25 protein-coding genes are annotated in these 26,130 nt (G+C 72.1%); 11 read left to right on the plus strand and 14 right to left on the minus strand.

From position 1 onward, the window contains the following. Positions 1-125: 125 nt before the first annotated feature. A complete protein-coding gene (locus ACFZDA_RS27955; protein ID WP_391086683.1) occupies positions 126-1,511 on the plus strand; it encodes an MFS transporter in 1,386 nt (461 codons plus the stop codon). Here ACFZDA_RS27955 and ACFZDA_RS27960 read toward each other — a convergent pair. The 3 genes from ACFZDA_RS27960 to ACFZDA_RS27970 all read right to left on the minus strand — a co-directional run bounded on the left by ACFZDA_RS27960 (position 1,500) and on the right by ACFZDA_RS27970 (position 4,469). Further along, positions 1,500-2,474, minus strand: coding sequence for an EamA family transporter (locus tag ACFZDA_RS27960; RefSeq protein ID WP_391086685.1), 975 nt, complete (start codon positions 2,472-2,474; stop codon positions 1,500-1,502). The two genes, ACFZDA_RS27955 and ACFZDA_RS27960, sit on opposite strands and share 12 nt — an antisense overlap. A gap of 584 nt (positions 2,475-3,058) precedes the next feature. Beyond that, on the minus strand, positions 3,059-3,769 hold the full coding sequence (locus ACFZDA_RS27965) for a helix-turn-helix domain-containing protein (protein ID WP_391086687.1): 711 nt from the start codon (positions 3,767-3,769) through the stop codon (positions 3,059-3,061). A gap of 58 nt (positions 3,770-3,827) precedes the next feature. Beyond that, the gene (locus ACFZDA_RS27970) at positions 3,828-4,469 is read right to left on the minus strand and encodes a TetR/AcrR family transcriptional regulator C-terminal domain-containing protein (protein ID WP_391086689.1); all 642 of its coding nucleotides are present in this window, start codon (positions 4,467-4,469) and stop codon (positions 3,828-3,830) included. Between the two features lie 77 nt (positions 4,470-4,546). Here ACFZDA_RS27970 and ACFZDA_RS27975 point away from each other — a divergent pair, with 77 nt between their 5' ends. From ACFZDA_RS27975 to ACFZDA_RS27985, 3 genes are all read left to right on the plus strand, one after another. Further along, positions 4,547-5,698 (plus strand): acyl-CoA dehydrogenase family protein, encoded by a 1,152-nt coding sequence (locus ACFZDA_RS27975; protein WP_391087227.1) that lies wholly within the window; start codon positions 4,547-4,549, stop codon positions 5,696-5,698. Between the two features lie 60 nt (positions 5,699-5,758). Continuing rightward, entirely contained in the window at positions 5,759-6,022 is a 264-nt protein-coding gene (locus ACFZDA_RS27980; RefSeq protein ID WP_391086691.1) for a YiaA/YiaB family inner membrane protein, read from the plus strand. Between the two features lie 70 nt (positions 6,023-6,092). Beyond that, positions 6,093-6,740 (plus strand): TetR family transcriptional regulator, encoded by a 648-nt coding sequence (locus tag ACFZDA_RS27985; protein WP_391086693.1) that lies wholly within the window; start codon positions 6,093-6,095, stop codon positions 6,738-6,740. Here the strand turns inward: ACFZDA_RS27985 and ACFZDA_RS27990 are convergent. Further along, the gene (locus ACFZDA_RS27990; protein ID WP_391086695.1) at positions 6,731-7,192 is read right to left on the minus strand and encodes a MaoC/PaaZ C-terminal domain-containing protein; all 462 of its coding nucleotides are present in this window, start codon (positions 7,190-7,192) and stop codon (positions 6,731-6,733) included. The two genes, ACFZDA_RS27985 and ACFZDA_RS27990, sit on opposite strands and share 10 nt — an antisense overlap. Before the next feature lie 107 nt (positions 7,193-7,299). On the opposite strand from ACFZDA_RS27990, the gene soxR reads away from it, so the two are divergent. Next, positions 7,300-7,764, plus strand: coding sequence for a redox-sensitive transcriptional activator SoxR (soxR, locus tag ACFZDA_RS27995; RefSeq protein ID WP_391086697.1), 465 nt, complete (start codon positions 7,300-7,302; stop codon positions 7,762-7,764). Positions 7,765-7,906: 142 nt separating this feature from the next. On the opposite strand, the gene ACFZDA_RS28000 is transcribed toward soxR, so the two are convergent. Both ACFZDA_RS28000 and ACFZDA_RS28005 read right to left on the minus strand, forming a co-directional pair. Beyond that, complete coding sequence (locus ACFZDA_RS28000) at positions 7,907-8,647, minus strand: 3-keto-5-aminohexanoate cleavage protein (protein ID WP_391086699.1); 741 nt, start codon at positions 8,645-8,647, stop codon at positions 7,907-7,909. A 75-nt stretch (positions 8,648-8,722) separates the two neighbouring features. Next, on the minus strand, positions 8,723-9,325 hold the full coding sequence (locus ACFZDA_RS28005) for a hypothetical protein (RefSeq protein ID WP_391086701.1): 603 nt from the start codon (positions 9,323-9,325) through the stop codon (positions 8,723-8,725). A gap of 261 nt (positions 9,326-9,586) precedes the next feature. Between ACFZDA_RS28005 and ACFZDA_RS28010 the strand changes: the two genes are divergently transcribed. Then, the gene (locus ACFZDA_RS28010) at positions 9,587-12,385 is read left to right on the plus strand and encodes a penicillin acylase family protein (protein WP_391086703.1); all 2,799 of its coding nucleotides are present in this window, start codon (positions 9,587-9,589) and stop codon (positions 12,383-12,385) included. A gap of 33 nt (positions 12,386-12,418) precedes the next feature. On the opposite strand, the gene ACFZDA_RS28015 is transcribed toward ACFZDA_RS28010, so the two are convergent. Beyond that, complete coding sequence (locus ACFZDA_RS28015) at positions 12,419-13,735, minus strand: serine-threonine protein kinase (RefSeq protein WP_391086705.1); 1,317 nt, start codon at positions 13,733-13,735, stop codon at positions 12,419-12,421. Between the two features lie 145 nt (positions 13,736-13,880). Next, positions 13,881-15,116: an exo-beta-N-acetylmuramidase NamZ domain-containing protein gene (locus ACFZDA_RS28020; protein WP_391086707.1), complete on the minus strand. Its 1,236-nt coding sequence runs from the start codon at positions 15,114-15,116 to the stop codon at positions 13,881-13,883. Positions 15,117-15,263: 147 nt separating this feature from the next. Here ACFZDA_RS28020 and ACFZDA_RS28025 point away from each other — a divergent pair, with 147 nt between their 5' ends. The 3 genes from ACFZDA_RS28025 to ACFZDA_RS28035 are packed head-to-tail and all read left to right on the plus strand — an operon-like array spanning position 15,264 to position 18,320. After that, on the plus strand, positions 15,264-16,037 hold the full coding sequence (locus ACFZDA_RS28025) for an SDR family NAD(P)-dependent oxidoreductase (protein ID WP_391086709.1): 774 nt from the start codon (positions 15,264-15,266) through the stop codon (positions 16,035-16,037). Then, positions 16,034-17,698, plus strand: a complete 1,665-nt coding sequence (locus tag ACFZDA_RS28030) for an AMP-binding protein (RefSeq protein WP_391086711.1) — start codon at positions 16,034-16,036, stop codon at positions 17,696-17,698. Before ACFZDA_RS28025 ends, ACFZDA_RS28030 begins: the two co-directional genes overlap by 4 nt. A 28-nt stretch (positions 17,699-17,726) precedes the next feature. Continuing rightward, positions 17,727-18,320 carry a TetR/AcrR family transcriptional regulator gene (locus ACFZDA_RS28035; protein WP_306968385.1) on the plus strand — a complete coding sequence of 198 codons (594 nt, stop codon included), beginning with the start codon at positions 17,727-17,729 and terminating at the stop codon, positions 18,318-18,320. A 685-nt stretch (positions 18,321-19,005) separates the two neighbouring features. On the opposite strand, the gene ACFZDA_RS28040 is transcribed toward ACFZDA_RS28035, so the two are convergent. Both ACFZDA_RS28040 and ACFZDA_RS28045 read right to left on the minus strand, forming a co-directional pair. Continuing rightward, positions 19,006-20,220, minus strand: coding sequence for an acyl-CoA dehydrogenase family protein (locus ACFZDA_RS28040; RefSeq protein ID WP_391086714.1), 1,215 nt, complete (start codon positions 20,218-20,220; stop codon positions 19,006-19,008). A gap of 5 nt (positions 20,221-20,225) precedes the next feature. Further along, a complete protein-coding gene (locus tag ACFZDA_RS28045; RefSeq protein ID WP_391086716.1) occupies positions 20,226-21,248 on the minus strand; it encodes a phosphotransferase in 1,023 nt (340 codons plus the stop codon). A gap of 197 nt (positions 21,249-21,445) precedes the next feature. Here ACFZDA_RS28045 and ACFZDA_RS28050 point away from each other — a divergent pair, with 197 nt between their 5' ends. Then, a complete protein-coding gene (locus ACFZDA_RS28050) occupies positions 21,446-22,390 on the plus strand; it encodes a zinc-binding dehydrogenase (protein WP_391086718.1) in 945 nt (314 codons plus the stop codon). A gap of 142 nt (positions 22,391-22,532) precedes the next feature. On the opposite strand, the gene ACFZDA_RS28055 is transcribed toward ACFZDA_RS28050, so the two are convergent. The 4 genes from ACFZDA_RS28055 to ACFZDA_RS28070 form a co-directional block, all read right to left on the minus strand. Beyond that, complete coding sequence (locus tag ACFZDA_RS28055) at positions 22,533-22,868, minus strand: DUF202 domain-containing protein (RefSeq protein WP_391086720.1); 336 nt, start codon at positions 22,866-22,868, stop codon at positions 22,533-22,535. Next, positions 22,865-23,257, minus strand: a complete 393-nt coding sequence (locus tag ACFZDA_RS28060; protein ID WP_391086722.1) for a DUF202 domain-containing protein — start codon at positions 23,255-23,257, stop codon at positions 22,865-22,867. Before ACFZDA_RS28060 ends, ACFZDA_RS28055 begins: the two co-directional genes overlap by 4 nt. An 80-nt stretch (positions 23,258-23,337) precedes the next feature. Continuing rightward, on the minus strand, positions 23,338-23,853 hold the full coding sequence (locus ACFZDA_RS28065) for an NUDIX domain-containing protein (protein ID WP_391087230.1): 516 nt from the start codon (positions 23,851-23,853) through the stop codon (positions 23,338-23,340). A gap of 48 nt (positions 23,854-23,901) precedes the next feature. Next, the gene (locus ACFZDA_RS28070; RefSeq protein WP_391086724.1) at positions 23,902-24,804 is read right to left on the minus strand and encodes a DMT family transporter; all 903 of its coding nucleotides are present in this window, start codon (positions 24,802-24,804) and stop codon (positions 23,902-23,904) included. 365 nt (positions 24,805-25,169) lie between these two features. Here ACFZDA_RS28070 and ACFZDA_RS28075 point away from each other — a divergent pair, with 365 nt between their 5' ends. Then, positions 25,170-26,120, plus strand: coding sequence for a hypothetical protein (locus tag ACFZDA_RS28075; RefSeq protein WP_391086726.1), 951 nt, complete (start codon positions 25,170-25,172; stop codon positions 26,118-26,120). Positions 26,121-26,130 lie beyond the last annotated feature (10 nt).

Consider the following 26,130-nt stretch of genomic DNA (forward strand, 5'->3'; position numbering starts at 1 on the left):
TGCCATGTACAGGCAAAAAGTCCTGGTGCGCGACCCGTTGACGGCCATACCGTCCGGTCAGTACGTTCCCCGGATCAGCGCGCCACCCCCCGTTCCGTCCCCGCACCCACCGGAGCGTGCACCGCATGGACACGGCCCCTTCCGCTCAGCCGCCTTCCGCTCAGCCGCACACCTCCACCGCGCCCGCCGTGGGCAACCGCCGCCGCGTGGCCACCGCCGCGGCCCTCGCCTCGGCCGTCGAGTGGTACGACTACTTCGTCTTCGGCATCGCCGCCGCCCTCGTCCTGGGCGATCTCTACTTCCCCGCAGGCAGCCCCAGCGCCGGTGTGCTGGCCTCCTTCGCCACGTTCGCCGTCGGCTTCCTCGCCCGCCCCCTCGGCGGCATCGTCGCGGGCCACCTCGGCGACAGGCGTGGCCGCAAGCCGATGCTGGTCCTCGCGCTCACGCTGATGGGCGTGGCCACCACCGGCATCGGCCTGCTGCCGACGTACGACACGATCGGCGTCGCGGCCCCGATCCTGCTCGTCCTGCTCCGCGTCGCGCAGGGCGTCGCCGTCGGCGCCCAGTGGGGCGGCGCGATGCTCCTGGCCACCGAGTACGCCCCGGAGGGCAAGCGCGGTGTCTACGGCAGTGTCGTCCAGCTCGGCGTCCCCATCGGCGTGGTGACCGCCAACACGGTCTTCCTGCTCGCCGGGGCGCTCACCACGGACTCGGCGTTCGCGGCGTGGGGCTGGCGCGTGCCGTTCCTGGTCGGCCTGCTCGTCCTCGCCCTCGCCTGGTACATCCACACCCGCGTCAAGGAGACCCCGGCGTTCCGGGAGGCCGAACGCGCCCTCGCCGAAAGGGAGAAGACCGAGCAGAGCTCGCCGCTGCGCACGGTCCTGCGCGGCCACCTCGGCACGGTCCTCCTCGCCGGCGGCTCCTTCGCCGTGAACACCGCGACCTTCTACATCCTCATCACCGGCGTCCTCGACTACACGACCCGCGAGCTGGACATGAAGAAGGGCCCGGTGCTCATGGTCTCGCTCTGCGTGAGCCTCACCCAGCTCGTGCTGATCCCGGCCGCCGCCGCGCTCTCCGACCGCGTCGGCCGCATCCGGATCTACGCCTTCGGGGCGGCCGGAATCGCGCTGTGGGCCGTGCCGCTCTTCCTGCTGATCGACACCGGCTCTCTGCTGTGGCTCGCGGTCGGCACGTTCGTCGCCAGCTGCTTCCTGAGCATCATGTACGGCCCCCAGGCCGCTCTGTTCGCGGAGTTGTTCACGCCCGAGATGCGCTACACCGGCGCTTCCCTCGGCTACCAGATCGCGGCCGTCGCGGGCGGCGGCCTCGCCCCCTTCGTCATGGTGCTGCTGCTGGAGGCGACGGGCACCTCGATGGCGGTGTCCGGCTACATCATCGCGCTCTCGGTGGTCGCACTGCTCTCGATCAAGGTCCTCGCGGGCCGGGCACGCTCGGCGACAGCCGGGGACGGGCCGGAGGCCACGCCCCCCGCCACGTCAGCGAGCTGAGTCCGGGGTCTGCTCGGGCCGGGGATCCGGAACCGCTCCCGGATCCCCGGCCCGAGCCACCACCGCCGCCCGCGCCCGCGACCGCGACACCGCGACACCCGCCAGGCACAGCACACCGCCGGCCAGCGTGAGCAGCGCCGGCACCTCGCCCAGGAACAGCCACGACATCAGGACGACCAGCGCGGGCGCCGCGTACGTCGTCGCGCCCATCCGGCTCGCGGTCGTCCGGGACAGCGCGTACGCCCACGTCGTGAAGGCCAGGGCGGTCGGGAAGACGCCCAGGTACAGCATGTTGAGCGTCGCGGAGGCCGGCGCCTCGGCGGCCTCGTGGACGAGCTGCCCGGCGAACGGCAGACAGACCACCGCGCCGGCCAGGCAACCGAACGTGGTCACCTGCAACGGGCTCGCCGTGCCCAGGGCCGGCTTCTGCGCGACGACACCGGCGGCGTACGTGACCGCCGCCAGCAGACACAGCACCACCCCGAGCACGGAGGAACCGCCCTCGCCGGACATCGACAGACCCACGGTCACCGCACCGGCGAACGACACCGCCATCCCTGCCAGCAGCCGCGGCGGCATCGGATCACCGAGCAGCCGGGCACCCAGCAGCGCGATGAGGATCGGCCCGGTGTTCACGACCAGGGCGGCCGTACCCGCGTCGACCTGCTGCTCGCCCCAGTTCAGGGCGACCATGTAGACGCCGAACCACAACAGGCCCGACACCGCGATCCCGCGCCAGGCCGAGCGCGGCGGCACTCCCTCCCGCCGCAGCAGACAGATCACCCCCAGCGTCAGCGCCCCGGCCAGCAGCCGCCCGAGCGCCAGCGCGCCCGGCGAGTACGCCTCTCCCGCGCTGCGGATGGAGACGAAGGCGGAGGCCCACAGCACGACGGTCACCGCGGCCGCACCGGCAGCCAGCAGCTCGGCCCGGCGGGCGGGACGGGGAGGGGTGTGGTTCATCATGATCCCGAGGCTAGGAGGGGTAGAGGGAGCGACGCTCGCGAATTTCGGACGGCGTGGACAGGTTCGGCAGGGCGGAGGTGGGCGGGGTGCGTCCGGCGGGGTGGCCGGGGCGTCAGGGAGGGTGGTCGTGGGCCGTCCGGCGCGGGTGGTCCGGGTCTGTCGGACAGGGGCGGCCGCGGTCCGTCGGGCGGGGTGGTCGGGGCCAGCCGGGCGGGGCGGTCGCGGTCCGTCGGGCGAGGCGGTCGGGGTCCGTCGGGCGTGGTTTGAGGGCCTGGCGGACGAGGCGGTCAGGGTCTGTCGGGCGTGGCTTCCGGATCTGTGGGGCGGGGTGGCCGGGGTTCGTCGGGCGGCGTGGTGGCGGTGCGTCGGATGAAAGGGTCGATGTGCGTCGGGCGAAGCAGTCGGGTCCGTCGCGCGTGAGTCCAGGACCTGTCGGGGGATGGTCCGGGTACGTCGGGCAGGGCGGTTGCGGCCGTCGGACGAAGCGGTCGGGGTGCGTCGGGCGTGGCTTCCGGGTCTGTCGGGCGAGGTGGTCCCGGTAGGGCCGGTGGAGCGGCCATGGGCCGTCCGGCGAGGCGTCGAGGTCAGCGCAGCTCCGCGGCCTCCACGCCCAGCAGGTCGAACAGGGCCCGTTCGCCGGACGGCGTCACCTTCACGGCCCGCTCGGAGCCGATGCGCACGCACCACCCCGTGTCCAGGGCGTGCCGGCACAGGGCCGCGCCCGCGACGCCCGCGAGGTGGGGCCGGCGTTCGGTCCAGTCGAGGCAGGCACGGGTCAGGGGGCGCCGGCCCCGCCGGTCGAGGCCGATTCCGGCCGACTCGAACCACGCCAGCCCGGCGTCGGTGAGCGCGAACCCGGTCTCCTGCTGCAGCAGCCCGCGCGCCGTCAGGGCGTCCGTGACGGCGATGCCGAGCCGTCCGGCGAGATGGTCGTAGCAGGTGCGGCCCCGGGCCATCGCCGAACCCGCGCTGGACTCCCGCAGGTTCCGCGGCCGTACGGCCGTGCCCGGCGCGACCTGCGCCGCCAGGTCCTCCAGCAACTGCGCGACCCGCGCGTCGGCCAGCCGGACGTACCGGTGCCGGCCCTGCCGCTCCTCGGCGAGCAGCCCGCCCGCGACGAGCCTGCCGAGGTGCTCGCTCAGCGTCGACGCGGCGACACCCGCGTGCCGCGCCAGTTCGCCCGCGGTCCAGGCCCGCCCGTCGAGCAGCGCCAGCAGGCACGCCGCCCGGGTCTCGTCCGCGAACAGCGCGGCGAGCCGGGCCAGGGCCGTGGCCTGCGGGTCTCTCGTCGTCATGCCCTCAGCATGGAACACGGACGCTTCGGCCGCCGCCGAACCGTGTGACCCGGCGTTGCTACGGGGTCCGCCGCACCTGCTCGTACTGCCGTGCCAGCCCGTCCAGCAGGGCCGTCAGCCCGGTCTCGAAGGCCCGCTCGTCGATCTTCTCCTGCCGCTCGGCGAGCAGATGGGCCTGCTGGAGATGCGGGTAGTCGGCGGGGTCGTAGGCGCTCGCGTCGTCCACGAAGCCCCCGGCGAAGGAGCCGAGCGCGGAGCCCATCACGAAGTAGCGCATCAGCGCGCCGATGGACGTGGCCTGCGCCGGTGGCCAGCCCGCCTCGACCATCGCGCCGTAGACGGCGTCCGCGAGCCGCAGTCCGGCCGGGCGGCGGCCGGGCCCGCGGGCCAGAACCGGGACGATGTTCGGGTGGTCGCGCAGCGCGGCCCGGTAGGAGACCGCCCAGTCGTGCAGCGCGGTCCGCCAGTCACGGCCGTCCTGGAACATCGTCAGGTCCACCTGGCCGCTCACCGAGTCGGCGACCGCCTCCAGGATCTCGTCCTTGGTGCGGAAGTGGTTGTAGAGCGAGGGCCCGCTGACCCCGAGTTCGGCGGCGAGCCGGCGGGTGGAGACGGCCGCGAGGCCCTCCGCGTCCACGAGCGCGCGGGCTGTCTCGACGATCCGGTCGGTGCTGAGCAGGGGCTTGCGCGGTCGGGCCATGGCGCACATAGTAGGGCTGCCGATAGAAACTAGCAGTGCTAATTTAAATGTACGGCTTTCAAGTGGAGTGGCTTGTGGTGAACCTGGAGCTCAGTGAGGAGCAGACCGCCGTACGGCAGCTCGCCCGGGACTTCGTCGAGCGCGAGATCGCACCGAACGCCGTCGCCTGGGACCGCGCCGAGGAAGTCGACCGCCGAATCGTCAAGAAGCTCGGGGAGATCGGCTTCCTGGGTCTGACGATCGACGAGGAGTACGGCGGCTCGGGCGGCGACCACCTCGCGTACTGCCTCGTCACGGAGGAACTCGGCCGGGGTGACTCGTCCGTGCGCGGGATCGTCTCCGTCTCGCTGGGGCTCGTCGCGAAGACCGTCGCCGCCTGGGGGAGCGAGGAGCAGAAGCGGCGCTGGCTGCCGGGGCTCACCTCCGGCGAGGCGGTCGGCTGCTTCGGCCTGACCGAGCCGGGCACGGGCTCGGACGCGGGCAACCTCGCGACGCGGGCGGTGCGGGACGGCGACCACTACCTCATCAACGGCACCAAGATGTTCATCACCAACGGCACCTGGGCCGACGTCGTCCTGCTCTTCGCCCGCTCCACGGACGCCCCCGGCCACAAGGGCGTGTCCGCCTTCCTGGTCCCCACGGACACGCCCGGCCTGACGCGCCGCACGATCCACGGGAAACTGGGGCTGCGCGGCCAGGCCACGGCCGAACTCGTGCTGGAGGACGTGCGGGTGCCCGCCTCGGCCCTGCTGGGGGAGGAGGGCAAGGGCTTCTCGGTCGCCATGTCCGCCCTCGCCAAGGGCCGGATGTCGGTCGCCGCGGGCTGTGTCGGCATAGCCCAGGCCGCGCTGGAGGCGGCCGTGCGGTACGCGGGCGAGCGCGAGCAGTTCGGGAAGGCCATCGCCCGTCACCAGCTGGTCCAGGAACTGATCAGCGACATCGCCGTGGACGTCGACGCCGCGAGGCTGCTGACCTGGCGGGTCGCCGACCTGATCGACCGCGGCCGGCCGTTCGCCGTCGAGTCGTCCAAGGCCAAGCTGTTCGCCTCCGAGGCGGCCGTCCGCGCCGCGAACAACGCGCTCCAGGTCTTCGGCGGCTACGGCTACATCGACGAGTACCCCGCGGGCAAGCTGCTGCGGGACGCCCGCGTGATGACCCTCTACGAGGGCACGAGCCAGATCCAGAAGCTGGTCATCGGGCGAGCGCTGACGGGGGTTTCGGCGTTCTGAGTACGCCACTGAGTACGTCAGCGGATGTGGCGCGGGCCACGTCCGCCGGAAGCTTCCCCCATGAGTGAGACACCGGGCAGCAAGCAGCAGAACACGGCCGCCTTCTACGGCCAGGCCGTCGCCTCCTTCGCCGTCGCCATGGCGGCCACCGCGATCGGCATCTACCAGCTGAGCGCCGACGCCTGGGTGCGGGGCTTCCTCGCCATCGCCGTTCTGTACCTGGTCACCTCCTCCTTCACCCTCGCCAAGGTGATCCGGGACCGGCAGGAGGGGGCGGCGGGTGCCGTGCCCTCGCCCTCGTACGGCCCCTTCGAGAAGCACTGAGCGGCCACACTAAGCGCTCGCTCACCTTCGGCGGTATGGTGTTGTCCCTGTCGGTGGAGAGGGGCGAGTGATGAGTACGGCGGAGGAGACGGCCGGCGGCGAGGCGCAGGCGTGGGGCGAGGTCACGCCCGACGCGGCGCGACGGCTGCTGGTCGCCGCGGTGGAGGCCTTCGCCGAGCGCGGCTACCACGCCACGACGACCCGGGACATCGCGGGTCGCGCCGGGATGAGCCCGGCGGCGCTCTACATCCACTACAAGACCAAGGAAGAGCTGCTGCACCGCATCAGCAGGATCGGGCACGAGAAGGCCCTGGAGATCCTGCGGACCGCGGCCCGGCGGGAGGGCGCCGCGCGTGAGCGCCTGGCCGGGGCGGTCAGCTCCTTCGTCCGCTGGCACGCCGGCGGACGCACCACCGCCCGGGTCGTCCAGTACGAGCTGGACTCGCTCGGTCCGGACGCCCGTGCCGAGATCCTCGCACTGCGGCGGCAGTGCGACGCCGAGGTGCGGGCGATCATCGAGGACGGTGTCGCGGCCGGTGAGTTCGACGTGCTGGACGTGAAGGGCACGACCCTGGCCGTGCTCTCGCTCTGCATCGACGTGGCCCGTTGGTTCAATGTCAACGGGCCGTGGACGCCGGACGAGGTCGGCGCGCTGTACGCCGACCTCGTGCTGCGGATGGTGGGGGACGGCGGGGCGCCCCGCTCGGGTCAGAAGTAGTAGCGGGACACGGACTCGGCGACGCAGACGGGCTTGTCGCCGCCCTCGCGTTCCACGGTGAAGGCGACGGTCACCTGGACGCCGCCGGGCACGTCGTCGACGGTGGTGATGCTCGCGGTGGCGCGGAGCCGGGAGCCGACGGGGACGGGAGAGGGGAAGCGGACCTTGTTCGTCCCGTAGTTGACGCCCATCTTCACGCCCTCGACGGAGATCAGCTGCGGCCCGAAGAGGGGCAGCAGCGACAGGGTGAGATAGCCGTGGGCGATGGTCGTGCCGAAGGGGCCCGCGGCGGCCTTCTCCGGGTCGACGTGGATCCACTGGTGGTCGCCGGTGGCCTCCGCGAACAGGTCGATCCGCTTCTGGTCGATGTCGAGCCAGTCGGTGTACCCCAGTTGCTCGCCCACCGCCGACTTCAGGTCGTCGACGGACGTGAAGATCCTCGGCTGTGCCATGTCCCGGCCTCTCGCGTCAGGAAGTCTGCGTGCGCTCGCATATCTAAGCGACTGCTTAGCATGGTCGGCTGCGGCGGCCGTGTCAACGGACTGGGTAGGGTCGCGGGGTGCCCCAGATTTCAGAGAAGATCCACGAGCTCACGGTCGGCCAGCTGGCGGCGCGCAGCGGGGCCGCCGTTTCCGCCCTGCACTTCTACGAGGCGAAAGGCCTGATCAGCAGTCGCCGGACCACCGGCAACCAGCGTCGCTACGCGCGGGACACGCTGCGCAGGGTCGCCTTCATCCGGGCCGCGCAGCGGGTGGGCATCCCGCTGGCGACGATCCGCGAGGCCCTGGCGGAGCTTCCCGAGGAGCGGACGCCGACGCGGGAGGACTGGGCACATCTGTCGGAGGCCTGGCGCTCGGAACTGGACGAACGCATCAAGCAGCTGAACCGCCTCCGCGACCATCTCACCGACTGCATCGGCTGCGGCTGCCTCTCCCTCGACACGTGCGTCCTGTCCAACCCGGGCGATGTCTTCGGCGAACGCCGGGCGGGGTCGCGCCTGATGGTGGACAAGGGGCGGGGGTAGCGCCTGCGCGGTGGGCCGACTGACTGGCGTTGACGCGCCAACCGCTGCGGTCGCCCTGGCCGCGGCGGGCAATCGTGCCGCCAAGGGCGGCACGGGTGGGCGCTGCGGCACCCGTTCCGCCGGGTCGCGGACCGACCCGGCCTCAGCGACTACGCCGAGCATCCCGCCGACCCGCCTCGTACTCCGCCAACCCCGCCGCGACCAACTCCGCATTGGAGCCGGCCAGTCGTCCATCCGGCAGGCGCAGCACATCCTCCACCCCGACGCGCGTGGCCAACCCCAGCTCGCCCGCGAGCCGCAGCACCGGCCACGCACCCCCGTCCTCCCCGTGCAGCAGGACAGGGCGTCCATGCGCGGCGCCAAGGCCGGACAACAACCCCCGCGCGGAAGCCATCGCACCGGAAGGGTCCGCGTCCGTCACCTCGGCCAAGACCCGCAGCACTTTCGGCCCCAGAGGCGAGTCGGCAAACCGCTGCGCACCGTCCGTCCCGGACCAGATGCCCGCCTCCACACCCACCCCGCGCTCCAGGAGCAGGGCGGCGACCTCCTCCACCCCGGGCTCATGCCAGTTGACCGACGCGTGGTCGGGCAGGACGGTCCAGCTCCGGATCCGCTCCAGCCGGGCGTCAGGGTCCGGCTCGGCCCATGCCCCGGTGGTCACCCCCACGGGCACCCGCACGCGCGAGCGGATCGCCGACAGCGTCTCCGCGAGCACCCTGGGCGACAACGTGTCACGCCCGCAGGGTGTCTTGGGATGGACATGGATGTCCGTGGCCCCGGCCGCGACGGCGTCCGCGGCGGAGTCGGCCATGGACTCGGGCGTCAGCGGCACCGCCGTACCGTCGGCGGCGGTCCGCGGACCGTTCAGACACACCTGCACCATGTCGACGATGGTGTCAGCACCCACTGACAGTGGGGGTGCGGCATCCCCGGCGCACCCCCCGCGCACCCGCATTCGTCAAGCCGACACCAACAGCCTCGCCCGCCTGGCGTCCGCCAGGGCTTCGGGCGTGAGCACCGGACGCGGTACGAGAATTCCGCAGTCCGTGCAGACCGGACCCGCCGAGGGCTCGTGGTCCAGGCCGTACCTCCAGGTGAGTTGCTCCCCGCCGCACGCCGGGCACGTCGAGCCCGGCTCGCGCTCCAGCGCGGCGATCAGCCGGCGCAGCACCTCGGCCAGCGGTTCACGGGGATGGACCGCCGGATCGTCGCACCACGCCACGCCGAAACCGCCCCAGGTCAGCCGGTGCCAGTCGTCCACGGTGCCCGGCCGGCGCAGTCCGTCGTGCTTCTCCTTCTTGCGGCGCTCGGCGAACTCGACCTCGTAGGCCAGCCAGACCGCCCGCGCCTCCTCCAGTTCGTCCAGTGCGGCCACGAGCCGCACCGGATCGGGGGACCGGTCCTCGGGACCGAACCCGGCCCGGGAACACAGATGGTCCCAGGTCGCCCTGTGCCCGTAAGGGGCGAACCTCTCAAGGCACTTGCGCAGCGAATAGCGCCGCAGTGCCAGATCGCACCGCGGATCGCGGACCTGTCTCGCCAGACTCCGGAAACCGGCCATCGTCCTGCACCTCCGTCACACCTGCACCTAATCCGGTCACTTCGGCGTCGTCGTAAGGACGTCGCCGAATAGACGTATCGACAAGCGAATCGGCTCCATCCGATTTCAAATGGCCTCCATAAGCGGTCCGACGAGGCCCCGGGTCGACTGCCGTGGTCCGTGTGCCTGTTGTGCTGACTCCAAAAAGTGACGCTTGCTCATCTTCAATCCCGGGGATACCGGCGGTAACATCCCGGCCACCCCCTCGGGAGGAGCCCCCACATGCCACGGCGTAACCCACGCACCGTTCTCGACAGAATGAGAACTCCCCGCGGAATCCCCGGGTTCCTGAAGACCGCATCGGTATGCGCGCTGATCGCGGGTCTTTTGTCGCCGCTGTCGCAAGCCGCCGCCTCGGAGACGGGAACCGCGCAGGCCGCGGCCGCGGCGAACGACCACTGCGGCAACCAGTGTTCGGACATCCTCCCGCCCGGCCAGAACGGCAACGCCACCCTGGCCCAGGTCCTCCTCAACCAGGCCTTCGGCACCCAGCCCGAGCACGCCGAGGACCAGCTCGGGCCCTACGCCGACCTCGCCAAGGGGTACACCGGCCTCACCAATGACAAGATCAACAATTTCTTCAACGACGCGTCGTTCGGGGTCCCGGCGGATCAGGTCGCCTCCACCGTCAAACCCGCCGGGCGCGGTGACGTGACGATCGTCCGGGACAAGAAGACCGGTGTGCCGCACATCACCGGCACCACCCGGTACGGCACGGAGTTCGGGGCCGGTTACGCCGCCGCCCAGGACCGGCTGTGGCTGATGGACGTCTTCCGGCACGTCGGTCGTGGACAGGTGACCTCCTTCGCGGGCGGCGCGCCCTCCAACCAGGGCCTGGAACAGCAGTTCTGGCGGCACGCGCCCTACAGCGAGGCCGATCTCCAGGCGCAGATCGACAACGCCGTCGCCACCAACGGCGAGCGCGGCAAACAGGCCCTCGCCGACGCCGACGCCTACCTCGACGGCATCAACGCCTACATCGACGCCTCCGACAGCGGCCGGTACTTCCCCGGTGAGTACGTCCTCACGGGGCACAAGGACTCAGTCACCAACGCCGGGAAGATCGAGCACTTCAAGATCACCGACATGGTCGCGCTGGGGTCGGTCATCGGCGCGCTGTTCGGCTCCGGCGGAGGCGGCGAGGTCAACAACGCGCTCTCCCTGCTCGCCGCCCAGGAGAAGTACGGCGTGGCGGAAGGCACCAAGGTCTGGGAGTCCTTCCGGGAGCGCAACGACCCGGAGGCCGTCCTCACCGTCCGCGACGGCAGCTTCCCGTACGCGACCAAGCCGGACGATCCGCAGGGCACGGCCATGCCGGACGCCGGCTCGGTGAAGCCCGAGCCGCTCGTCTACGACCGCACCGGCAGCGCCGCCACGGCCAGTGCCACCGGCGCGTCCGGCGAGGCGGCCAAGTCGGCCCTGTCGTCCGCCAAGCGCGGCATGTCCAACGCCCTCGTGGTGGGCGGCGAGCACACCGCCAGCGGCCACCCGGTCGCCGTGTTCGGCCCGCAGACCGGCTACTTCGCCCCCCAGCTGCTGCTCCTCCAGGAGCTCCAGGGCCCGGGCATCAGCGCCCGCGGCGCCTCCTTCGCGGGCCTGAGCATGTACGTCGAACTCGGCCGCGGCCAGGACTACTCGTGGAGCGCCACCACCTCCGGCCAGGACATCATCGACACGTACGCCGTCGAACTGTGCCAGGACGACTACCACTACCTGTACCGCGGCACCTGCACGCCGATGGAGAAGATCGAGCAGAAGAACGCCTGGAAGCCGACAGTCGCCGACGGCACCGCGGCCGGCTCGTACACGATGCGCGTCTGGCGCACGAAGTACGGACCCGTCGAGTACCGCGGCACGGTCGGCGGCAAGAAAGTCGCCTACACCACCCTGCGCTCGTCCTTCATGCACGAGGCCGACTCCATCATCGGCTTCCAGATGCTGAACGACCCGGACTACGTGAAGGGCCCGGAGTCGTTCCAGAAGGCGGTGCAGCACATCAACTACACCTTCAACTGGTTCTACGTCGACTCCGAGCACACCGCGTACTACAACAGCGGCGACAACCCGGTGCGCGCGAACGGCGTCGACGCCGAGTTCCCGGTGTGGGCCCGGCCGGCGTACGAGTGGCGGGGCTGGGACCCGGCGACCAACACGGCCGACTACACCCCGCCCTCCGCCCACCCCAACTCCATCGACCAGGACTACTACATCTCCTGGAACAACAAGCAGGCCAAGGACTACACGACCGCTCCCTGGGGCAACGGCTCCGTGCACCGCGGCAACCTCCTGGAGGACCGGGTGCAGAAGCTGGTCCGGCAGGGCGGGGTGACCAGGGCCTCGCTGGTGAAGGCCATGGCCGACGCGGCCACGGCCGACCTGCGGGCGGAGGACGTCCTGCCCAAGCTGCTGAAGGTCGTGAACAGTTCACCGGTCACCGACCCCACGGTCGCCGCCGCCGTCGGCAAACTCCAGACGTGGGTCGCCGCGGGCGGCAAACGCACGGAGACCTCGGCCGGATCCAAGAAGTACGCCGACGCCGACGCGATCCGCATCCTGGACGCCTGGTGGCCGCTGCTGGTGAAGGCCGAGTTCGCACCGGGCCTCGGCGGCGAGCTGTTCGAGGCGATGACCGCCAACCTCCCCGTCGACGAGTCCCCGTCGGCCTCCCACGGCCCGACCGGGGCGCACGCCGGAAGCTCCTTCCAGTACGGCTGGTGGAGCTACGTCGACAAGGACATCCGGGCCGTGCTCGGCGAGCAGGTGCGCGGGCCGCTGGCCCGGGAGTACTGCGGCGGCGGAGACCTCGGCGCCTGCCGTGACACCCTCCTCGGCACCCTGAAGGAGGCGGCCGGCAAGACCGCGGCCCAGGTCTACCCCGGCGACGACCAGTGCTCGGCGGGCGACCAGTGGTGCGCCGACTCGGTCATCCACCGCACCCTCGGCGGCATCAAGCACGGCAAGATCAGCTGGCAGAACCGGCCGACCTACCAGCAGGTCGTGGAGTTCACCTCACACCGGTGACCCCCGGAGGGTGACCCAGGAGCAGGCGGCGGGTCAGCGGACGCGGCCCGCCGCCAGCACCAGCCGGGCCAGTTCCTCGTGCAGGATGTCGCTGTGCGCGCCGGCGGGCGGACCACCGCGTCTGACCACCGCCGCCGCGTCGACGTTCACGCACCCCGAGCCGGGCAGCTTCGCCCGCAGGGCCTCGGCCAGGGTGTACGCGCGCGTGCCCGGCACCGCCTGCACCCCGTCGTAGCCCATCGCGCCCCACCTGGCGCCCAGGACCCGCCCCATGTCGAGGCCCGCGACCGACCGGCTGTCGCCCGCCATGCGGGAGGCCAACGGATACATCGTGCCCAGGGCCGAGTCGTGCCGGGAGTAGCAGCAGACCACGGGACCGTCGACGCGGTTCTGCTGTCCCTGGAGCACCCCTCCGGCCCGGGCGTCGTGCGGCAGCCGGGCCGCGAACGCGTAGTGCGAGAACGCCCCTTGGAGCAGCGTCACCGACTTCACCGTACGCACGCCCTCGGGGAGGCCGCGCAGCGCGAACGACACCAGCCGCGCGCCGAAACTGTGCCCCACGAGGTGCACGCGCACGCCCGGCGCCGCTTTCGCGAGCTGCCCGACGACCCGTCCGAGACCGCGCTCGCCGACGGTTCCCGCACGCCGTTTCATGGCGTAGTACGTCGCCTGCCGCAGCAGCTCGTGCGCCCCCTCCCAGGGGTTGGGAAGGCCGAACCCCTCCCGCGCTCCGGACGCGTCGAGCCCTGCCAGCGCCCGCGCGAACTCCTCGCAGACCGCCGCCGAGGATCCGGCCAGCATCCCCGGCTCGCTCTGCGGCACGCCCTCCGCCACCGTGTCCGCCGCGAACAGCGCCTGCGGCCCGGGTGCCACCACCTCCACCAGCAGCCGCACCAGCCGTCCGAACTCCTCCAGTTCGCCCTCCTCCGGCGGCTGCTGCTCCAGCAGCCGGGCGATCTGTTCGACCAGGATCGCCCGGCCCGGGAAGGACTCCAGCAGCGCGTGCCGGGTGTCCTTGTCGAGCACCGGGCGCCTGGGGGCCTCGGCCGCCGCGGCCCGGGGGAAGTCCGGGATCGGTTCGTCGGAGAACCGCATCGCCGGCCACAGCACCCCGGCGTACCCGATCCGGGCCGCCGGGGCCAGCCGTGGCATCGGCGCGAGGAAGCGGTCGTAGAGCCGGGTCGCGCCCGAGCGGTCGTTGTTCCAGCCGTGCGCGAAGACGACCAGGTCGCGCACCTTCCGTTCGGCCACTCCGGCGAGCAGCCGGTCGCGCGGGCGGCCCGCCGGGTCGCCGTCCGCGTCGAAGGTCAGCTCCCAGTAGGGACTCACACTCATCGCCGGATCCGCCATGACAGGCCCCCTGTTCCCCCGGGTGACGCGCGTGATGTGGCGCATCGTCCTGCCAACGGGGGAGCTTGGCCATACGTCACGGGCGCATTGGGCGCGCGAGGCCGCGCTCAGCGGTAGCGGTCGTGCTCAGCGGTGGCGGTCGTGCTCAGCGGTAGAGGAGGTACTTCCGCCGTATCCTCCGGAAGGCCGCCAGTTCCTCCTGCCACCCCGCCACGACCTCGTCGGTGTCCGCGCCCGCGTCGATCATCGTGCGCACGCGCGCGGAGCCGGTGAGTTTGTCGATCCAGTGGTCCGGGCGCCAGGCGAATCCGTCCCAGACCTTCCGGGCGGTCACGAGCAGGGCGATCCCCGTCCGTACGGGATCGAAGACGTCCCGGTCGTGCACATGGACCTGCACGCCGCCGATCGTCCTGCCCTGGAACTTGGAGAACGTGGGCGCGAAGTACGCCTCCCGGAAGCGCACGCCGGGCAGGGCCAGTTCGTTCGCGGCGGCGGCCCAGCGGCGGTCGACGCCCTCGGCGCCGAGCAGCTCGAACGGCCGGGTCGTGCCACGACCCTCCGACAGGTTCGTGCCCTCGAACAGGCAGGTCCCCGAGTACACCAGGGCCGTCTCCGGCGTCGGCATGTTCGGGCTCGGCGGCACCCAGGGCAGCCCGGAGGCGTCGTAGAAGTCCGAGCGTCTCCAGCCCGACATCGGCACGGTCTCCAGCGGCACCGGCTCGGTCAGGAACTCCTCGTTGAACAGCCGTGCCAGTTCCGCGACGGTCATCCCGTGGGCCTGGGCGATGGGCTGCCGCCCGACGAACGTGGCGAACTCCTTGTGCAGGACGGGCCCGAGGGCGGCCCGGCCGGTCACCGGGTTGGGCCGGTCCAGGACGACGAACCGCTTCCCCGCGAGCCGGGCGGCCTCCATGCAGTCGTACAGGGTCCAGATGTACGTGTAGAAGCGGGCGCCGGCGTCCTGGATGTCGAAGACGACCGTGTCCACGCCGGACGCGGCGAAGATGTCGGCGAGCGGCTGGCCGCTCTTGAGGTACGTGTCGTAGACGGGCAGTCCGGTCGCCGGGTCGTCGTAGCGGCCCTCGGAACCGCCGGCCTGGGCGGTGCCGCGGAAGCCGTGTTCAGGGCCGAAGACGGCCCTGAGGTCCACTCGGGTGTCCGCGTGCATGACGTCGACGATGTGCCGGACGTCGCGCGTGATGCCGGTCGGGTTGGTGACGATGCCGGCCTTTTGCCCGTCGAGCAGGGTGTAGCCGTCGTGGGCGAGTCGTTCGAAGCCGGTGCGGAGGTGTCTGGGGCGTCGGGCTGTTGCTGCGGTTGTCGCGGGCAGTGACACAGCTGCCGTGGCTGTGGCTAACAGGCCTCGTCTGGACAGGTGCATGGGTGGCCTCCGTGAACCGTTCTGTGCCGCTTCGTAGTGGCTGGTCGCGCAGTTCCCCGCGCCCCTAAGGTGCTGCGCAGCCCCCTTCCTTCAAACATACCGACCGGTTAGTCTGGCGCCATTGCTGAGCCGCGTCTAGGGAGACCGATGGTGGGAGCCTTTCAGGGGTCCGGGGTGGTTGTCACGGGGGCCGGTGGCGGGATCGGGGCCGCGCTGGCCCGGCGGTTCGCCGCCGAGGGGGCCCGGGTCGTCGTCAATGACCTGGACGCCGAGCGGGCCAAGCACGTCGCGGACGAGGTCGGCGGGATCGCCTTGCCCGGTGACGCCTCGGCGATCGTCTCCGACGCCCGGGACGCGCTCGACGGGACCGTCGACGTGTACTGCGCCAACGCCGGTGTCGCGTTCGAGGGCATCGAGTCCGGTCAGGCATTGGACGAAAATGCCTGGGCAACCTCCTGGGACGTGAACGTCATGGCGCACGTCCGGGCCGCTCATGAGCTGCTGCCCGCCTGGCTGGAGCGGGGCAGCGGCCGGTTCGTCTCCACCGTCTCCGCCGCCGGGCTGCTCACCATGATCGGCGCCGCGCCCTACGCCGTCACCAAGCACGGCGCCCTCGCCTTCGCCGAGTGGCTGTCGCTGACGTACCGGCACCGGGGTGTGAAGGTCCACGCCATCTGCCCGCAGGGCGTCCGCACCGACATGCTGGCCGCCACCGGCAGCGCGGGCGACCTGGTGCTCCAGCCGACCGCCATCGAACCGGAGGCCGTGGCGGACGCCCTGCTGAAGGGCATCGAGGAGGACCGTTTCCTGATCCTGCCGCACCCCGAGGTCGCCGCGTACCACCAGACCCGGGCCGGTGACCCCGACCGGTGGCTGACCGGCATGAACCGCATCCAGCAGCAGTGGGAGGAGAACCGGTGACCGAGTCCCGTTACGCGGCCAAGCCCTGGCTGGACCTGCTCAGCGACGCCCAGAAGGGCGCGATAAGCCCGGCGGACTCCCTGGTGCACGCCCTGCGCCGGGCCGTGGCCGAGACGCCGGACAGCGACGCCCTGGCCTACTTCGACGGCCGCCTGACCTACCGGGACGTCGACGAGCTCAGCGACTCCGTCGCCGGGCATCTCGCGGCGCGCGGACTGGAGCGCGGCGACCGCGTGGCGGTCCTGCTCCAGAACTCCCCGCACTTCGTGCTCGCCGTGCTGGGCGCCTGGAAGGCGGGCGCGGTCGTCGTGCCCGTCAACCCGATGTACAAGTCGGGCGAGGTGTCCCACGTCCTGCGCGACGGCGAGGTCGCCGCGCTGATCTGCTCGGACCGGGCGTGGGAGTCGTATCTGCGCGCGACGGCGGCCGACTCGCCCGTGCGGATCGTGCTCACGGGGTGCGAGCTGGACTTCCAGACGCGGAACGACGCGCGCGTGCTGACCTTCGAGCGGCTGCCGCAGGCCCCGGACGCCGACGACCTGGTGGCCGTGGCGCGGGCCGGGCACAAGGCGCCCGGGGGCCGGGAGCCCGGCCCCTCCGACATCGCGCTGATCAGCTACACCTCGGGCACGAGCGGCACGCCCAAGGGCGCCACCAACACGCACGGCAACATCATGTACAACGCCGAGCGGCAGCGGACCGGCCTGGGGCTGCCCGAGCGGCCGGTCTACTTCGCGCTGGCGCCGCTGTTCCACATCACCGGCATGGTCTGCCAGTTCGGCGCCTGCCTGAGCAGCGCGGGCACGCTCGTGCTGGCGTACCGCTTCGAGGCGGGAGTGGTCCTCGACGCGTTCGCCGAGCACCGGCCGCACTACACCGTCGGCCCGTCCACGGCCTTCATGGCGCTGGCCGCGCACCCGTCCGTCACCCGGGACCACTTCTCCTCCTTCCGGGTGATCAACTCCGGCGGCGCCCCGCTGCCGCCCGCGCTGGTGGAGAAGTTCCGGGCGGGCTTCGGGCCGTACATCCGCAACGGCTACGGGCTCACCGAGTGCACCGCGCCGTGCGCCTCGGTGCCGCCTGGTCTGGAGGCGCCCGTCGACCCGGTCTCCGGGACCCTCGCGGTCGGCCTGCCCGGCCCGGACACGGTCGTGCGGATCGTCGACGACCACGGCGACGAGGTGCCGTTCGGCGAGCACGGCGAGATCGTCGTCCGGGGGCCGCAGGTCGTGCCCGGCTACTGGCGGCGCCCCGACGCCACCGCCGAGACGTTCCCCGGCGCCGAACTGCGCACCGGCGACATCGGCTTCATGGACGAACGGGGCTGGCTGTACGTCGTCGACCGCAAGAAGGACATGATCAACGCGTCCGGCTTCAAGGTGTGGCCGCGCGAGGTCGAGGACGTGCTCTACACGCACCCGGCGGTGCGCGAGGCCGCCGTCGTGGGCGTGCCGGACGGGTATCGCGGGGAGACCGTCAAGGCGTACATCAGCCTGCGTCCGGACGCCGACACGGACCCGGATGCACTCGCCGCCTTCTGCAAGGAGAGACTGGCCGCCTACAAATACCCGCGCCAGGTGGAGATCCTGCCGGACTTGCCGAAGACGGCCAGTGGGAAGATCCTCCGTCGGGAACTGCGTTCCCGGACGCAAGACAACTGACAGCAGGACGGAAAGGCAGGTGGCGGCAGTGCCCAGGACGACGGACTCGGACGGCACCCCCGTACCTCAGCGGCTCCTGGCCGCCGCCACCCGGCTCTTCGCGGAGCAGGGCTACGACCGCACCTCGGTGCAGGAGATCGTCGAGGCGGCCGGGGTCACCAAGGGGGCGCTGTACCACTACTTCGGCTCCAAGGACGACCTTCTGCACGAGGTGTACGCGCGCGTGCTGCGCATCCAGCAGGAGAGACTGGACGCCGTCGCGGGCGCCGACGAGCCGGTGGAGAAGCGGTTGCGGGCGGCGGCCGCGGACGTCGTGGTGACGACGATCGACAACCTCGACGACGCGATGATCTTCTGGCGGTCCATGCACCATCTGAGCCCCGAGAAGAACAAGCAGGTCCGCGCCGAGCGCCGCCGCTACCACGAGCGCTTCCGCGCGCTGGTCGAGGAGGGCCAGGAGGCGGGCGTCTTCTCCAAGGCGACGCCGGCGGACCTGGTCGTCGACTACCACTTCGGCTCGGTCCACCACCTGTCGACCTGGTACCGCCCCGAGGGCCCGATGAGCCCCCAGCAGGTAGCCGACCACCTGGCGGACCTGCTCCTACGAGCCCTGCGCCCGTAACCACCCCGCGCCGCGATCGGCCAGCCGGCCGGATGGCAGGGCTTGAAGCACGCCGGGCTGAGTCACGTCCCCCAGCCTGTCCGCCGCTTGATGACGAGGCCGTTCAGCCTGAAGCGGGTCCCGGGGCGGAAGCCCCGAGGGGGTAGGGGCGGAGGCCCCGATGGAGGTGCAGGGGGCGAAGCCCCGAGGGGGGTGGGGCGGCAGCGCCGATGAGGGTGGGGGCGGCGGCGCCGATGGGGGTGGGGGCGGAGGCCCCGGTGGGGGTGCAGGGGGGCGAAGCCTCGATGAGGGTGGGGGCGGAAGCCCCGAGGGGGTGGGGGCGGAGGCCCCGGTGGGGGTGCAGGGGACGAAGCCTCGATGAGGGTGGGGGCGGAAGCCCCGAGGGGGTGGGGGCGGAGGCCCCGATGGCGGTGCAGGGGACGAAGCCCCGATGAGGGTGGGGGCGGCAGCCCCGAGGGGGGTAGGGGCGGAGGCCCCGGTGGGGGTGCAGAGGGCGAAGCCCCGAGAGGGATAGGGGCGGAGGCCCCGATGGGGGTGGGGGCGGCAGCCCCGAGGGGGGTGCAGGGGGGCGCAGCCCCCGCGGGGGTCTGGGGGCGCAGCCTCCAGCGGGGTCGAAGGGGCGGAGCCCCTGGGATGGGACGGGTAGGGGCGGCGGGGGCGAAAAACCCTCCGCCGCGCCGCCGCGTCACACGTACCGCTTCAGCTCCCGCCGCGCCAGCGACCGCTGATGCACCTCGTCCGGGCCGTCCGCGATCATCAGCGTCCGCGCCCCCGCGTACAGCTCCGCCAACGGGAAGTCCTGGCTCACACCCCCCGCACCGTGCAACTGGATCGCCCGGTCGAGAATGTCCACCACCGCCCGAGGCGTAGCGATCTTGATCGACTGGATCTCGGTGTGCGCCCCCTTGTTGCCCACCGTGTCCATCAGCCACGCGGTCTTCAGCACCAGCAGCCGCAACTGCTCCACGGTCACCCGCGCGTCCGCGATCCAGTTGTGCACCACACCCTGCTGGGCCAGCGCCTTCCCGAAGGCCGTCCGGGACACCGCCCGCCGGCACATCAGCTCGATCGCCCGCTCCGCCATCCCGATCAGCCGCATGCAGTGGTGGATCCGGCCGGGACCGAGCCGGGCCTGCGCGATGGCGAAGCCGCCGCCCTCCTCGCCGACGAGGTTCGCCGCCGGCACGCGCGCGTGGTCGAAGATCACCTCGGCATGGCCGCCGTGGTAGTGGTCCTCGTAGCCGAAGACCTGCATCGCGCGCTCGATCGTCACACCCGGCGTGTCACGGGGCACGAGGATCATCGACTGCTGACGGCGGATGTCGGAACCCTCGGGGTCCGTCTTGCCCATCACGATGAAGATCTTGCAGTCCGGGTGCATCGCCCCGGAGATGTACCACTTGCGGCCGGTGACGACGTACTCGTCGCCGTCCCGCTCGATGTGCGTGGTGATGTTGGTGGCGTCCGAGGAGGCCACCTCCGGCTCGGTCATCGCGAACGCCGAGCGGATCTCGCCGGCCAGCAGCGGCTCCAGCCACTGCTTGCGCTGCTGCTCGTCACCGAACTGGGTGAGCACCTCCATGTTGCCCGTGTCCGGTGCCGCGCAGTTCGTCACCGTCGGGGCCAGCTGCGGGGAGCGCCCCATGATCTCGGCGAGCGGCGCGTACTGGAGGTTGGTGAGCCCGGCGCCGTACTCGGAGTCCGGCAGGAACAGGTTCCACAGGCCCTGCCTGCGCGCCTCGGCCTTCAGCTCCTCGACCACCGCCGGGGTCTCCCACGGCGAGGCGAGCCGGGCCCGCTGCTCGTGCGCGACGGCCTCGGCCGGATAGACGTACTCGTCCATGAAGGCCAGCAGCTTGCCGCGCAGCTCCTCGGTGCGCGCGTCGAACGCGAAGTCCATGTCCGTCAGCCTTCCTGAAGGGTGGTGAGACCGTGCTCGATGAAGACGGGGACCAGGTCGCCGATGCGGTCGAAGCCCCGCCCGACCGTCTGGCCCAGGGTGTAGCGGTAGTGGATGCCCTCCAGGATCACGGCGAGCTTGAACCAGGCGAACGCCGTGTACCAGGAGACCGCGGAGACATCGCGCCCCGAGCGCGCGGCGTACCGCTCGATCAGCTCGGCCGGGTCCGGGTGCCCGGGCGCCTCCGCCGTCGTGGAGACGGGGGAGGCGGGAGCGTCGAGCGGCAGGCTGTACATCGCCAGCAGGCCCAGGTCGGTGAGCGGGTCGCCCAGGGTGGACATCTCCCAGTCGAGGATCGCCTTGATGCGGTCGTCGTCGCCGATCAGGACGTTGTCCAGCCGGTAATCGCCGTGCACCACGGCGGGGGCGGGGGAGGAGGGCAGCCGCCGTCCGAGCGTGGCGTGCAGCTCGTCGATCCCGGCCAGCTCGCGATTGCGCGAGGCGTCCAGCTGCTTGCCCCAGCGCCGCAGCTGCCGGTCCAGGAAGCCCTCGGGCCGCCCGAAGTCGGCGAGTCCCACCTCGGCGGGGTCCACCGCGTGCAGCTCCACCAGCGCGTCCACCAGGTTCAGCACCGCGCCCCGGGTGCGCTCCGGGCCGAGCGGGACGAGCTGGTCGGCGGTGCGGTACGGGGTGCCCTCGACGAACTCCATGACGTAGAACGGCGCGCCGAGCACCTCCTCGTCCTCGCACAGCAGCACGGGCCGCGGCACCGGCACGGCGGTCGGGTGCAGCGCGCTGATCACCCGGTGCTCGCGCTTCATGTCGTGCGCGGTGGCCAGGACGTGGCCGAGCGGGGGCCGTCGTACGACCCACCGTGAGGTGCCGTCGGAGACGGCGTAGGTGAGGTTCGACCGTCCGCCCTCGATCAGCCGGCCGGACAGTTGCCCGCTCACCAGGCCGGGCCGCTCACGGTCGAGCAGGCCGCGCAGCCGGTCCAGGTCGAGTCCGGGCGGATGGTCGGGGCTCATGCGTCGCTCCTACGGCAGGTGAACAGTTCCCGACTTATGATGCCGACCGGTCGGTATGTCGTCCAGAGGGGGACCGTAACGTGATCGGAGCCACGATAGGCCGACGACCGCCGCCGCGGGGCGCCGGGGAGGTTTAAGCCGGTTCGTTCAGGCCATCCGGCTTGCGTGCCATGCGGCGAGCCCGGAAGGTCGGATCCATGAAGGCGATCAGCTACTCACGGTACGGCGGACCCGAGGTCCTGGCGTTCGGAGAGGTCCGTGATCCCAAGGTCGGCCCGGACTCCGTGCTGGTGAAGGTGCGGGCGGCGGCCGTGAATCCCGTCGACTGGAAAGCCCGCGAGGGCTACCTCGACGCGATCCTCGCCCCCGTGTTCCCGGTCGTGCCCGGCTGGGACGTCTCGGGCGTCGTCGTACGCCCCGGCGTCGCCGTGTCGGAGTTCGACGTCGGGGACGAGGTCATCGGGTACGTACGCGAGGACTTCCTCTCCCGCGGCACCTTCGCCGAGTACGTGGCCGCGCCCCTGCGCACCCTCGCGCCCAAGCCGCGCAACCTCTCCTTCGAGGAGGCGGCCGGACTGCCGCTGACCGGGCTCACCGCCTACCAGGTGCTGCTCAAGATGCTCCAGGTGAAACGGGGCGAGACGGTGCTGGTGCACGCCGCGGCCGGCGGGGTCGGCTCGATCGCCGTGCAGCTCGCCGCCCACTTCGGCGCCCGGGTGATCGGCACGGCGAGCGAGGCCAACCACGACTTCGTGCGCGGCCTCGGCGGGGAGCCCGTGACGTACGGCGAGGGCCTGGGCGAGCGCCTGCGCGGGCTGGCGCCCGGGGGAGTGGACGCGGTGTTCGACACGGTCGGCGGGGACACACTGAAGATCTCGGCGAACCTGCTGGCGCCCGAGGGCCGCCTGGTGTCGATCGCCGACAACGACGTCGTGAACTACGGCGGCCGCTACCACTTCGTCCGCCCCGACGCCGAGGACCTGCGACGACTGTCCGAACTGGCGGAACAGGGCGTGGTGAGCGTGCACGTCTCGCAGACGTTCCCCCTGGAACGGGCGGCGGACGCGCACCGGCTCAGCGAGAAGGGCCGGACCCGCGGCAAGATCGTCGTGACGGTGGACTGGGAGCCGGAGGAGCCGTAGTCACCGGCCGGCGCCCCGCGCTCTGCCCGAGCTTTCCCACTCGACCGGGCCTTGTGTCGGACTTCGGTGTCCCTGTCCCCGAGGCCCTGTCTCCGGCGTCCCCTGCCCCGGCGCAAGCCGCCGCGCCCGCTGTGCCCCCGCCCTAGAGGACGAGCCCCGCCCCGCACACCGCCATCGCGAGTGTGCACAGCACCGCTGCCGTGGCCTGGCGGGGGGCCAGCGCCGCCGGGCTGGACGTGGCTGCGAGGGTGCGGATGCGGTGGTGGGCGATGGCCAGGAAGCCCAGCCACAGGGCGCAGCACAGTGCGCACGCGACGATCCCGGGCGTCGACGCCCCGCCGTGCAGCGCGGTCTTCACGGCGAGCACGGCGGAGACCGTGCCCGACAGCGTCGTACGCCGCCACGCCAGCCGGGTCCGCTCGGGCTGCAGCCCGGGGTCGCGGTCGGGGTCCTGCCGACGGGACGCCGGCGCGTTCACGCCTCCCACCCCACGAGCACCACGACCACCATGGCGAGGGCCACGATCGCGACGACGAGGCCCAGCACCGCCGGGAACCGGGACACCGGCAGGTCCTCGCCCCGGCGCATGGCCCGCTCGCAGCGGACCCAGTGGTTGACCGCCCGCAGCGCACACAGCACGCCCGCGCCCAGCAGCGCGAGTGCCAGCCCCACCCGCCAGCCCCAGCGCAGGTCCGGCAGGAACTGGTCGACGGCGAAGCCGCCGCCGATCAGCGCGAGGGCGGTGCGCAGCCAGGCCAGGAAGGTGCGTTCGTTCGCCAGCGAGAACCGGTAGTCCGGCGTCTCGCCGTCCCGCCGCACCTCCGCCGGCGCGAACCACAAACGGACGTTCCGTACGAACTCGATCACGTGCGCGACCCTACCGGGGCCACCGTCACCGGGCGCTGCCGGTGCCGCCCACCGCCCCAGGCCTGAGAGCCCGCCAGGCCTCAGTCCGCCGACCGGAACGCCCTGAGCCGCTCGTACGCGGCCAGACCGTCCGGCACCCACTCCCAGTCGCCCAGCCGCCGCCGTACCTCCTCCTCGGGCAGGAAGTCGTGCCAGGCCACCTCCTCGGCCTGCGGCCGGACCGGAAGGTCGCAGCGGACCTCGTACACCGCCGACCACCAGGTCTGCCCGGCGCCGTTGTCGTAGAGGAACTTGAAGAGGTACCGGGGGAGCGGCAGGCCCGTCACGCCGAGTTCCTCCTCGGCCTCGCGCAGGGCCGCCGTGTCGTAGGCCTCGCCCGCGCCGACCACGCCGCCGACGAACATGTCGTACAGGGAGGGGAAGACCAGTTTGGTCGGCGTCCGCCGGTGCACGAAGATCCGTCCCTCGGCGTCCCGGGCCTGGATGAACACACAGCGGTGCCGCAGCCCCCGGGCGTAGGCCTCGCCCCGGGGCGACCGCCCGATGACCCGGTCGTTCTCGTCGACGATGTCGAGGATCTCGTCGGCCGCACTCATGCCCTCGTCCACAGCGCTCATGCCCTCATCCAAGCAGGGCGTGAGGCCTCACTGTGCCTGCGGCTGTGGCCGCAACTGCCCGCGCACCCGCTCCGCCGCCCCCGTCGGCATGGCCGGATGCAGCCCCAGCAGCACGATGCCGGCGACCACGGCCAGGAGACCGCCCGCCTCCCAGCTCAGAGCCACGGTGTCGGTCCGCAGCCGGTCGCCCAGGAAGCCGACGCCGCAGATGATCCCGGCGAGCGGCTGGGCCGCGGTCAGGGCGGGCAGCGACTTGCGCAGGGACGCGGTCTCGAAGGCGCTCTGCACGAGGACCAGCCCCGTGACGCCCAGCGCCAGGACGGCGTACGGCTGCCAGCCCGTCAGCAACTCGGCGAAGCCGCCCGCGGAGAACTTCTCCCCGCTCACCCGCGTGAGCGCGTCCTGCACGCCGTAGAGGAGCCCGGCGCCCAGGGCCAGCAGCACCGGCCCGGAGCTCAGCCGGGAGCGCTTCGCGTGTGCGGTGAGCAGCAGGGCGACCCCGATCATGGCGCCGATGATCAGCCACTGCCGGGTCGGATCGGCCGTCGCGGAACCGCCCTGCGGCTCGCCGGCCACGATGAACGCGCTCACCCCGCCCGCCAGCATCAGCAGGCCCGCCCAGCCCTGGCGGCCGAGCGGCTGCCGGCTCTGCCGGCGGGACAGCGCGAGGGCGAACAGCAGGTTCGTCGCCAGCAGCGGCTCCACCAGCGACAGCTGGCCCTGCCCCAGCGCGGCCGCGCCCAGCGCCATGCCGACCACCATCAGCGCGATGCCGCCGAGCCAGCGCGGCACCTTCACCAGGTCGACCAGCAGCCGGAAGGACAGGAAGTCGTTGAGCGGGGCGCGCTGGGCCGCGTTCTGCTGCAGCACGAAACCGAAGCCCAGGCAGCAAGCGGCACTCACGGCGAGCACCAGTACCAGAACCGACACGCGGTGTACCTCGATCATCAGGTCGGGTCACGATGGCGTAGGGGCCGACTGTACCGGCCGGCTCCGCCCGGCGCGCCCGTACGTCATGCCATGGTGCGCGGTGGTGACCGCCCAGCACTATGACGCACGCCACAAAGGGCGAAACGGAAAAATCGGATGCCAGCCTCATCTTGCCCTGGTCTCCCATAGATCACAAAACTCTCACGAGTAGCAGTAGTTGACGCGTGTAACGCCCTTGCCGCCCTTGACGTCAACCATTGGCTGGGGGTTGGCTGTGCGTGATCAGCTCATGGCGAAGCGCACACACGTGCTCCATCGACCGCCGTGAGCCGAAACACAAGAACAGCGCGTGAGGAAGTTCCGCGGTGCCCCCACCCCCGCCTCCCCTCGGCCGTGGCCGCAGACGTGCGTCGCAGGCCTTCGACGAGGCCCTTGACGACGCCGACCTCGTGGCCGCGCGCGCCGCGCTGGCGCAGGGCCGCTGGCAGAACGCCCGCTCCCTGCTGGTGCACACCGGAGACGACTGGGACCGCCGCGGCCACCGCGTCACCGTCCTCGCCCGGGAGTCCTACTGCGCCGCATGGGCCCGAGAGTGGCTGCTGGCCGAACCCGAGTCCGCCGACGCCTCCGTCCTGCTCGCCCTCGCCCAGGTTCGGCGCGCCCTGCACGGCAAGGGCAAGCCGGCCCGGGCCCGCGAGGCCTGCGCGACCGCCGCCGCCCGCGCCCCCGCCGACCCCACCCCCTGGCTCGGCCTGCTCCTGCTGGAGTGCGCGGTCGGCACCGATCAGGACGTGGTCCGCACCTTCGAGCAGGTCCGCGCCCGGTACGCCGACCACCACCACGCCCACCACCTGATGGTCGCCCGGCTCGCCGGCCGCCGCACCGAGTCCGGCCCGGACCCGCTGCACGAGGTCTACGACTTCGCCAACTGGGCCGCCGAACAGGCTCCCGCCGACTCCCCGCTCGCGATCCTGCCGGTCATCGCACACGCCGAGCGCTACCGCGCGCTCGCCGCCGCCGGGCACGAACCCGCCGACCCGGCCGCCTCGGGCCACTGGACCGGCCGCCGCGCCCGGCAGGTCATGAAGGCCGCCTTCGACTGGTGGCTGGAGTGGGAGCTGGAGGGGCACCCGCGCCGGCTGATCGACCTGAACTTCCTCGCCCACGCCAAGTTCTGCGAGGGGCGGGGTGCCGAAGCCGCCGCCCTGTTCCACCGGATCGGCCGGTACGCCACCCCGGCGCCCTGGTCGTACCCGGACCGCGACCCGCACACCGCCTTCGCCGCCGCTCGCGCCGGCGCGCTCGGCACGGCCTGACACCTCCGGA

The sequence above is a fragment of the Streptomyces sp. NPDC007991 genome (assembly GCF_042958445.1).
In the GTDB taxonomy this organism is placed as follows: domain Bacteria; phylum Actinomycetota; class Actinomycetes; order Streptomycetales; family Streptomycetaceae; genus Streptomyces.

What these genes read in the sequence shown, in the direction of transcription:
- ACFZDA_RS27980 (WP_391086691.1), top strand. Translation starts at nt 5,759, where the DNA reads ATGAGTGAGACACCGGGCAGCAAGCAGCAGAACACGGCCGCCTTCTAC.
- ACFZDA_RS27960 (WP_391086685.1), bottom strand. Translation starts at nt 2,474, where the DNA reads ATGATGAACCACACCCCTCCCCGTCCCGCCCGCCGGGCCGAGCTGCTG.
- ACFZDA_RS28065 (WP_391087230.1), bottom strand. Translation starts at nt 23,853, where the DNA reads ATGAGTGCGGCCGACGAGATCCTCGACATCGTCGACGAGAACGACCGG.
- ACFZDA_RS28015 (WP_391086705.1), bottom strand. Translation starts at nt 13,735, where the DNA reads ATGGCGGATCCGGCGATGAGTGTGAGTCCCTACTGGGAGCTGACCTTC.
- ACFZDA_RS27970 (WP_391086689.1), bottom strand. Translation starts at nt 4,469, where the DNA reads ATGGCCCGACCGCGCAAGCCCCTGCTCAGCACCGACCGGATCGTCGAG.
- ACFZDA_RS28045 (WP_391086716.1), bottom strand. Translation starts at nt 21,248, where the DNA reads ATGAGCCCCGACCATCCGCCCGGACTCGACCTGGACCGGCTGCGCGGC.
- ACFZDA_RS27955 (WP_391086683.1), top strand. Translation starts at nt 126, where the DNA reads ATGGACACGGCCCCTTCCGCTCAGCCGCCTTCCGCTCAGCCGCACACC.
- ACFZDA_RS28010 (WP_391086703.1), top strand. Translation starts at nt 9,587, where the DNA reads ATGCCACGGCGTAACCCACGCACCGTTCTCGACAGAATGAGAACTCCC.
- ACFZDA_RS27965 (WP_391086687.1), bottom strand. Translation starts at nt 3,769, where the DNA reads ATGACGACGAGAGACCCGCAGGCCACGGCCCTGGCCCGGCTCGCCGCG.
- ACFZDA_RS28050 (WP_391086718.1), top strand. Translation starts at nt 21,446, where the DNA reads ATGAAGGCGATCAGCTACTCACGGTACGGCGGACCCGAGGTCCTGGCG.
- ACFZDA_RS27985 (WP_391086693.1), top strand. Translation starts at nt 6,093, where the DNA reads ATGAGTACGGCGGAGGAGACGGCCGGCGGCGAGGCGCAGGCGTGGGGC.
- ACFZDA_RS28020 (WP_391086707.1), bottom strand. Translation starts at nt 15,116, where the DNA reads ATGCACCTGTCCAGACGAGGCCTGTTAGCCACAGCCACGGCAGCTGTG.
- ACFZDA_RS28040 (WP_391086714.1), bottom strand. Translation starts at nt 20,220, where the DNA reads ATGGACTTCGCGTTCGACGCGCGCACCGAGGAGCTGCGCGGCAAGCTG.
- ACFZDA_RS27990 (WP_391086695.1), bottom strand. Translation starts at nt 7,192, where the DNA reads ATGGCACAGCCGAGGATCTTCACGTCCGTCGACGACCTGAAGTCGGCG.
- ACFZDA_RS28025 (WP_391086709.1), top strand. Translation starts at nt 15,264, where the DNA reads ATGGTGGGAGCCTTTCAGGGGTCCGGGGTGGTTGTCACGGGGGCCGGT.
- ACFZDA_RS28000 (WP_391086699.1), bottom strand. Translation starts at nt 8,647, where the DNA reads ATGGTGCAGGTGTGTCTGAACGGTCCGCGGACCGCCGCCGACGGTACG.
- ACFZDA_RS28005 (WP_391086701.1), bottom strand. Translation starts at nt 9,325, where the DNA reads ATGGCCGGTTTCCGGAGTCTGGCGAGACAGGTCCGCGATCCGCGGTGC.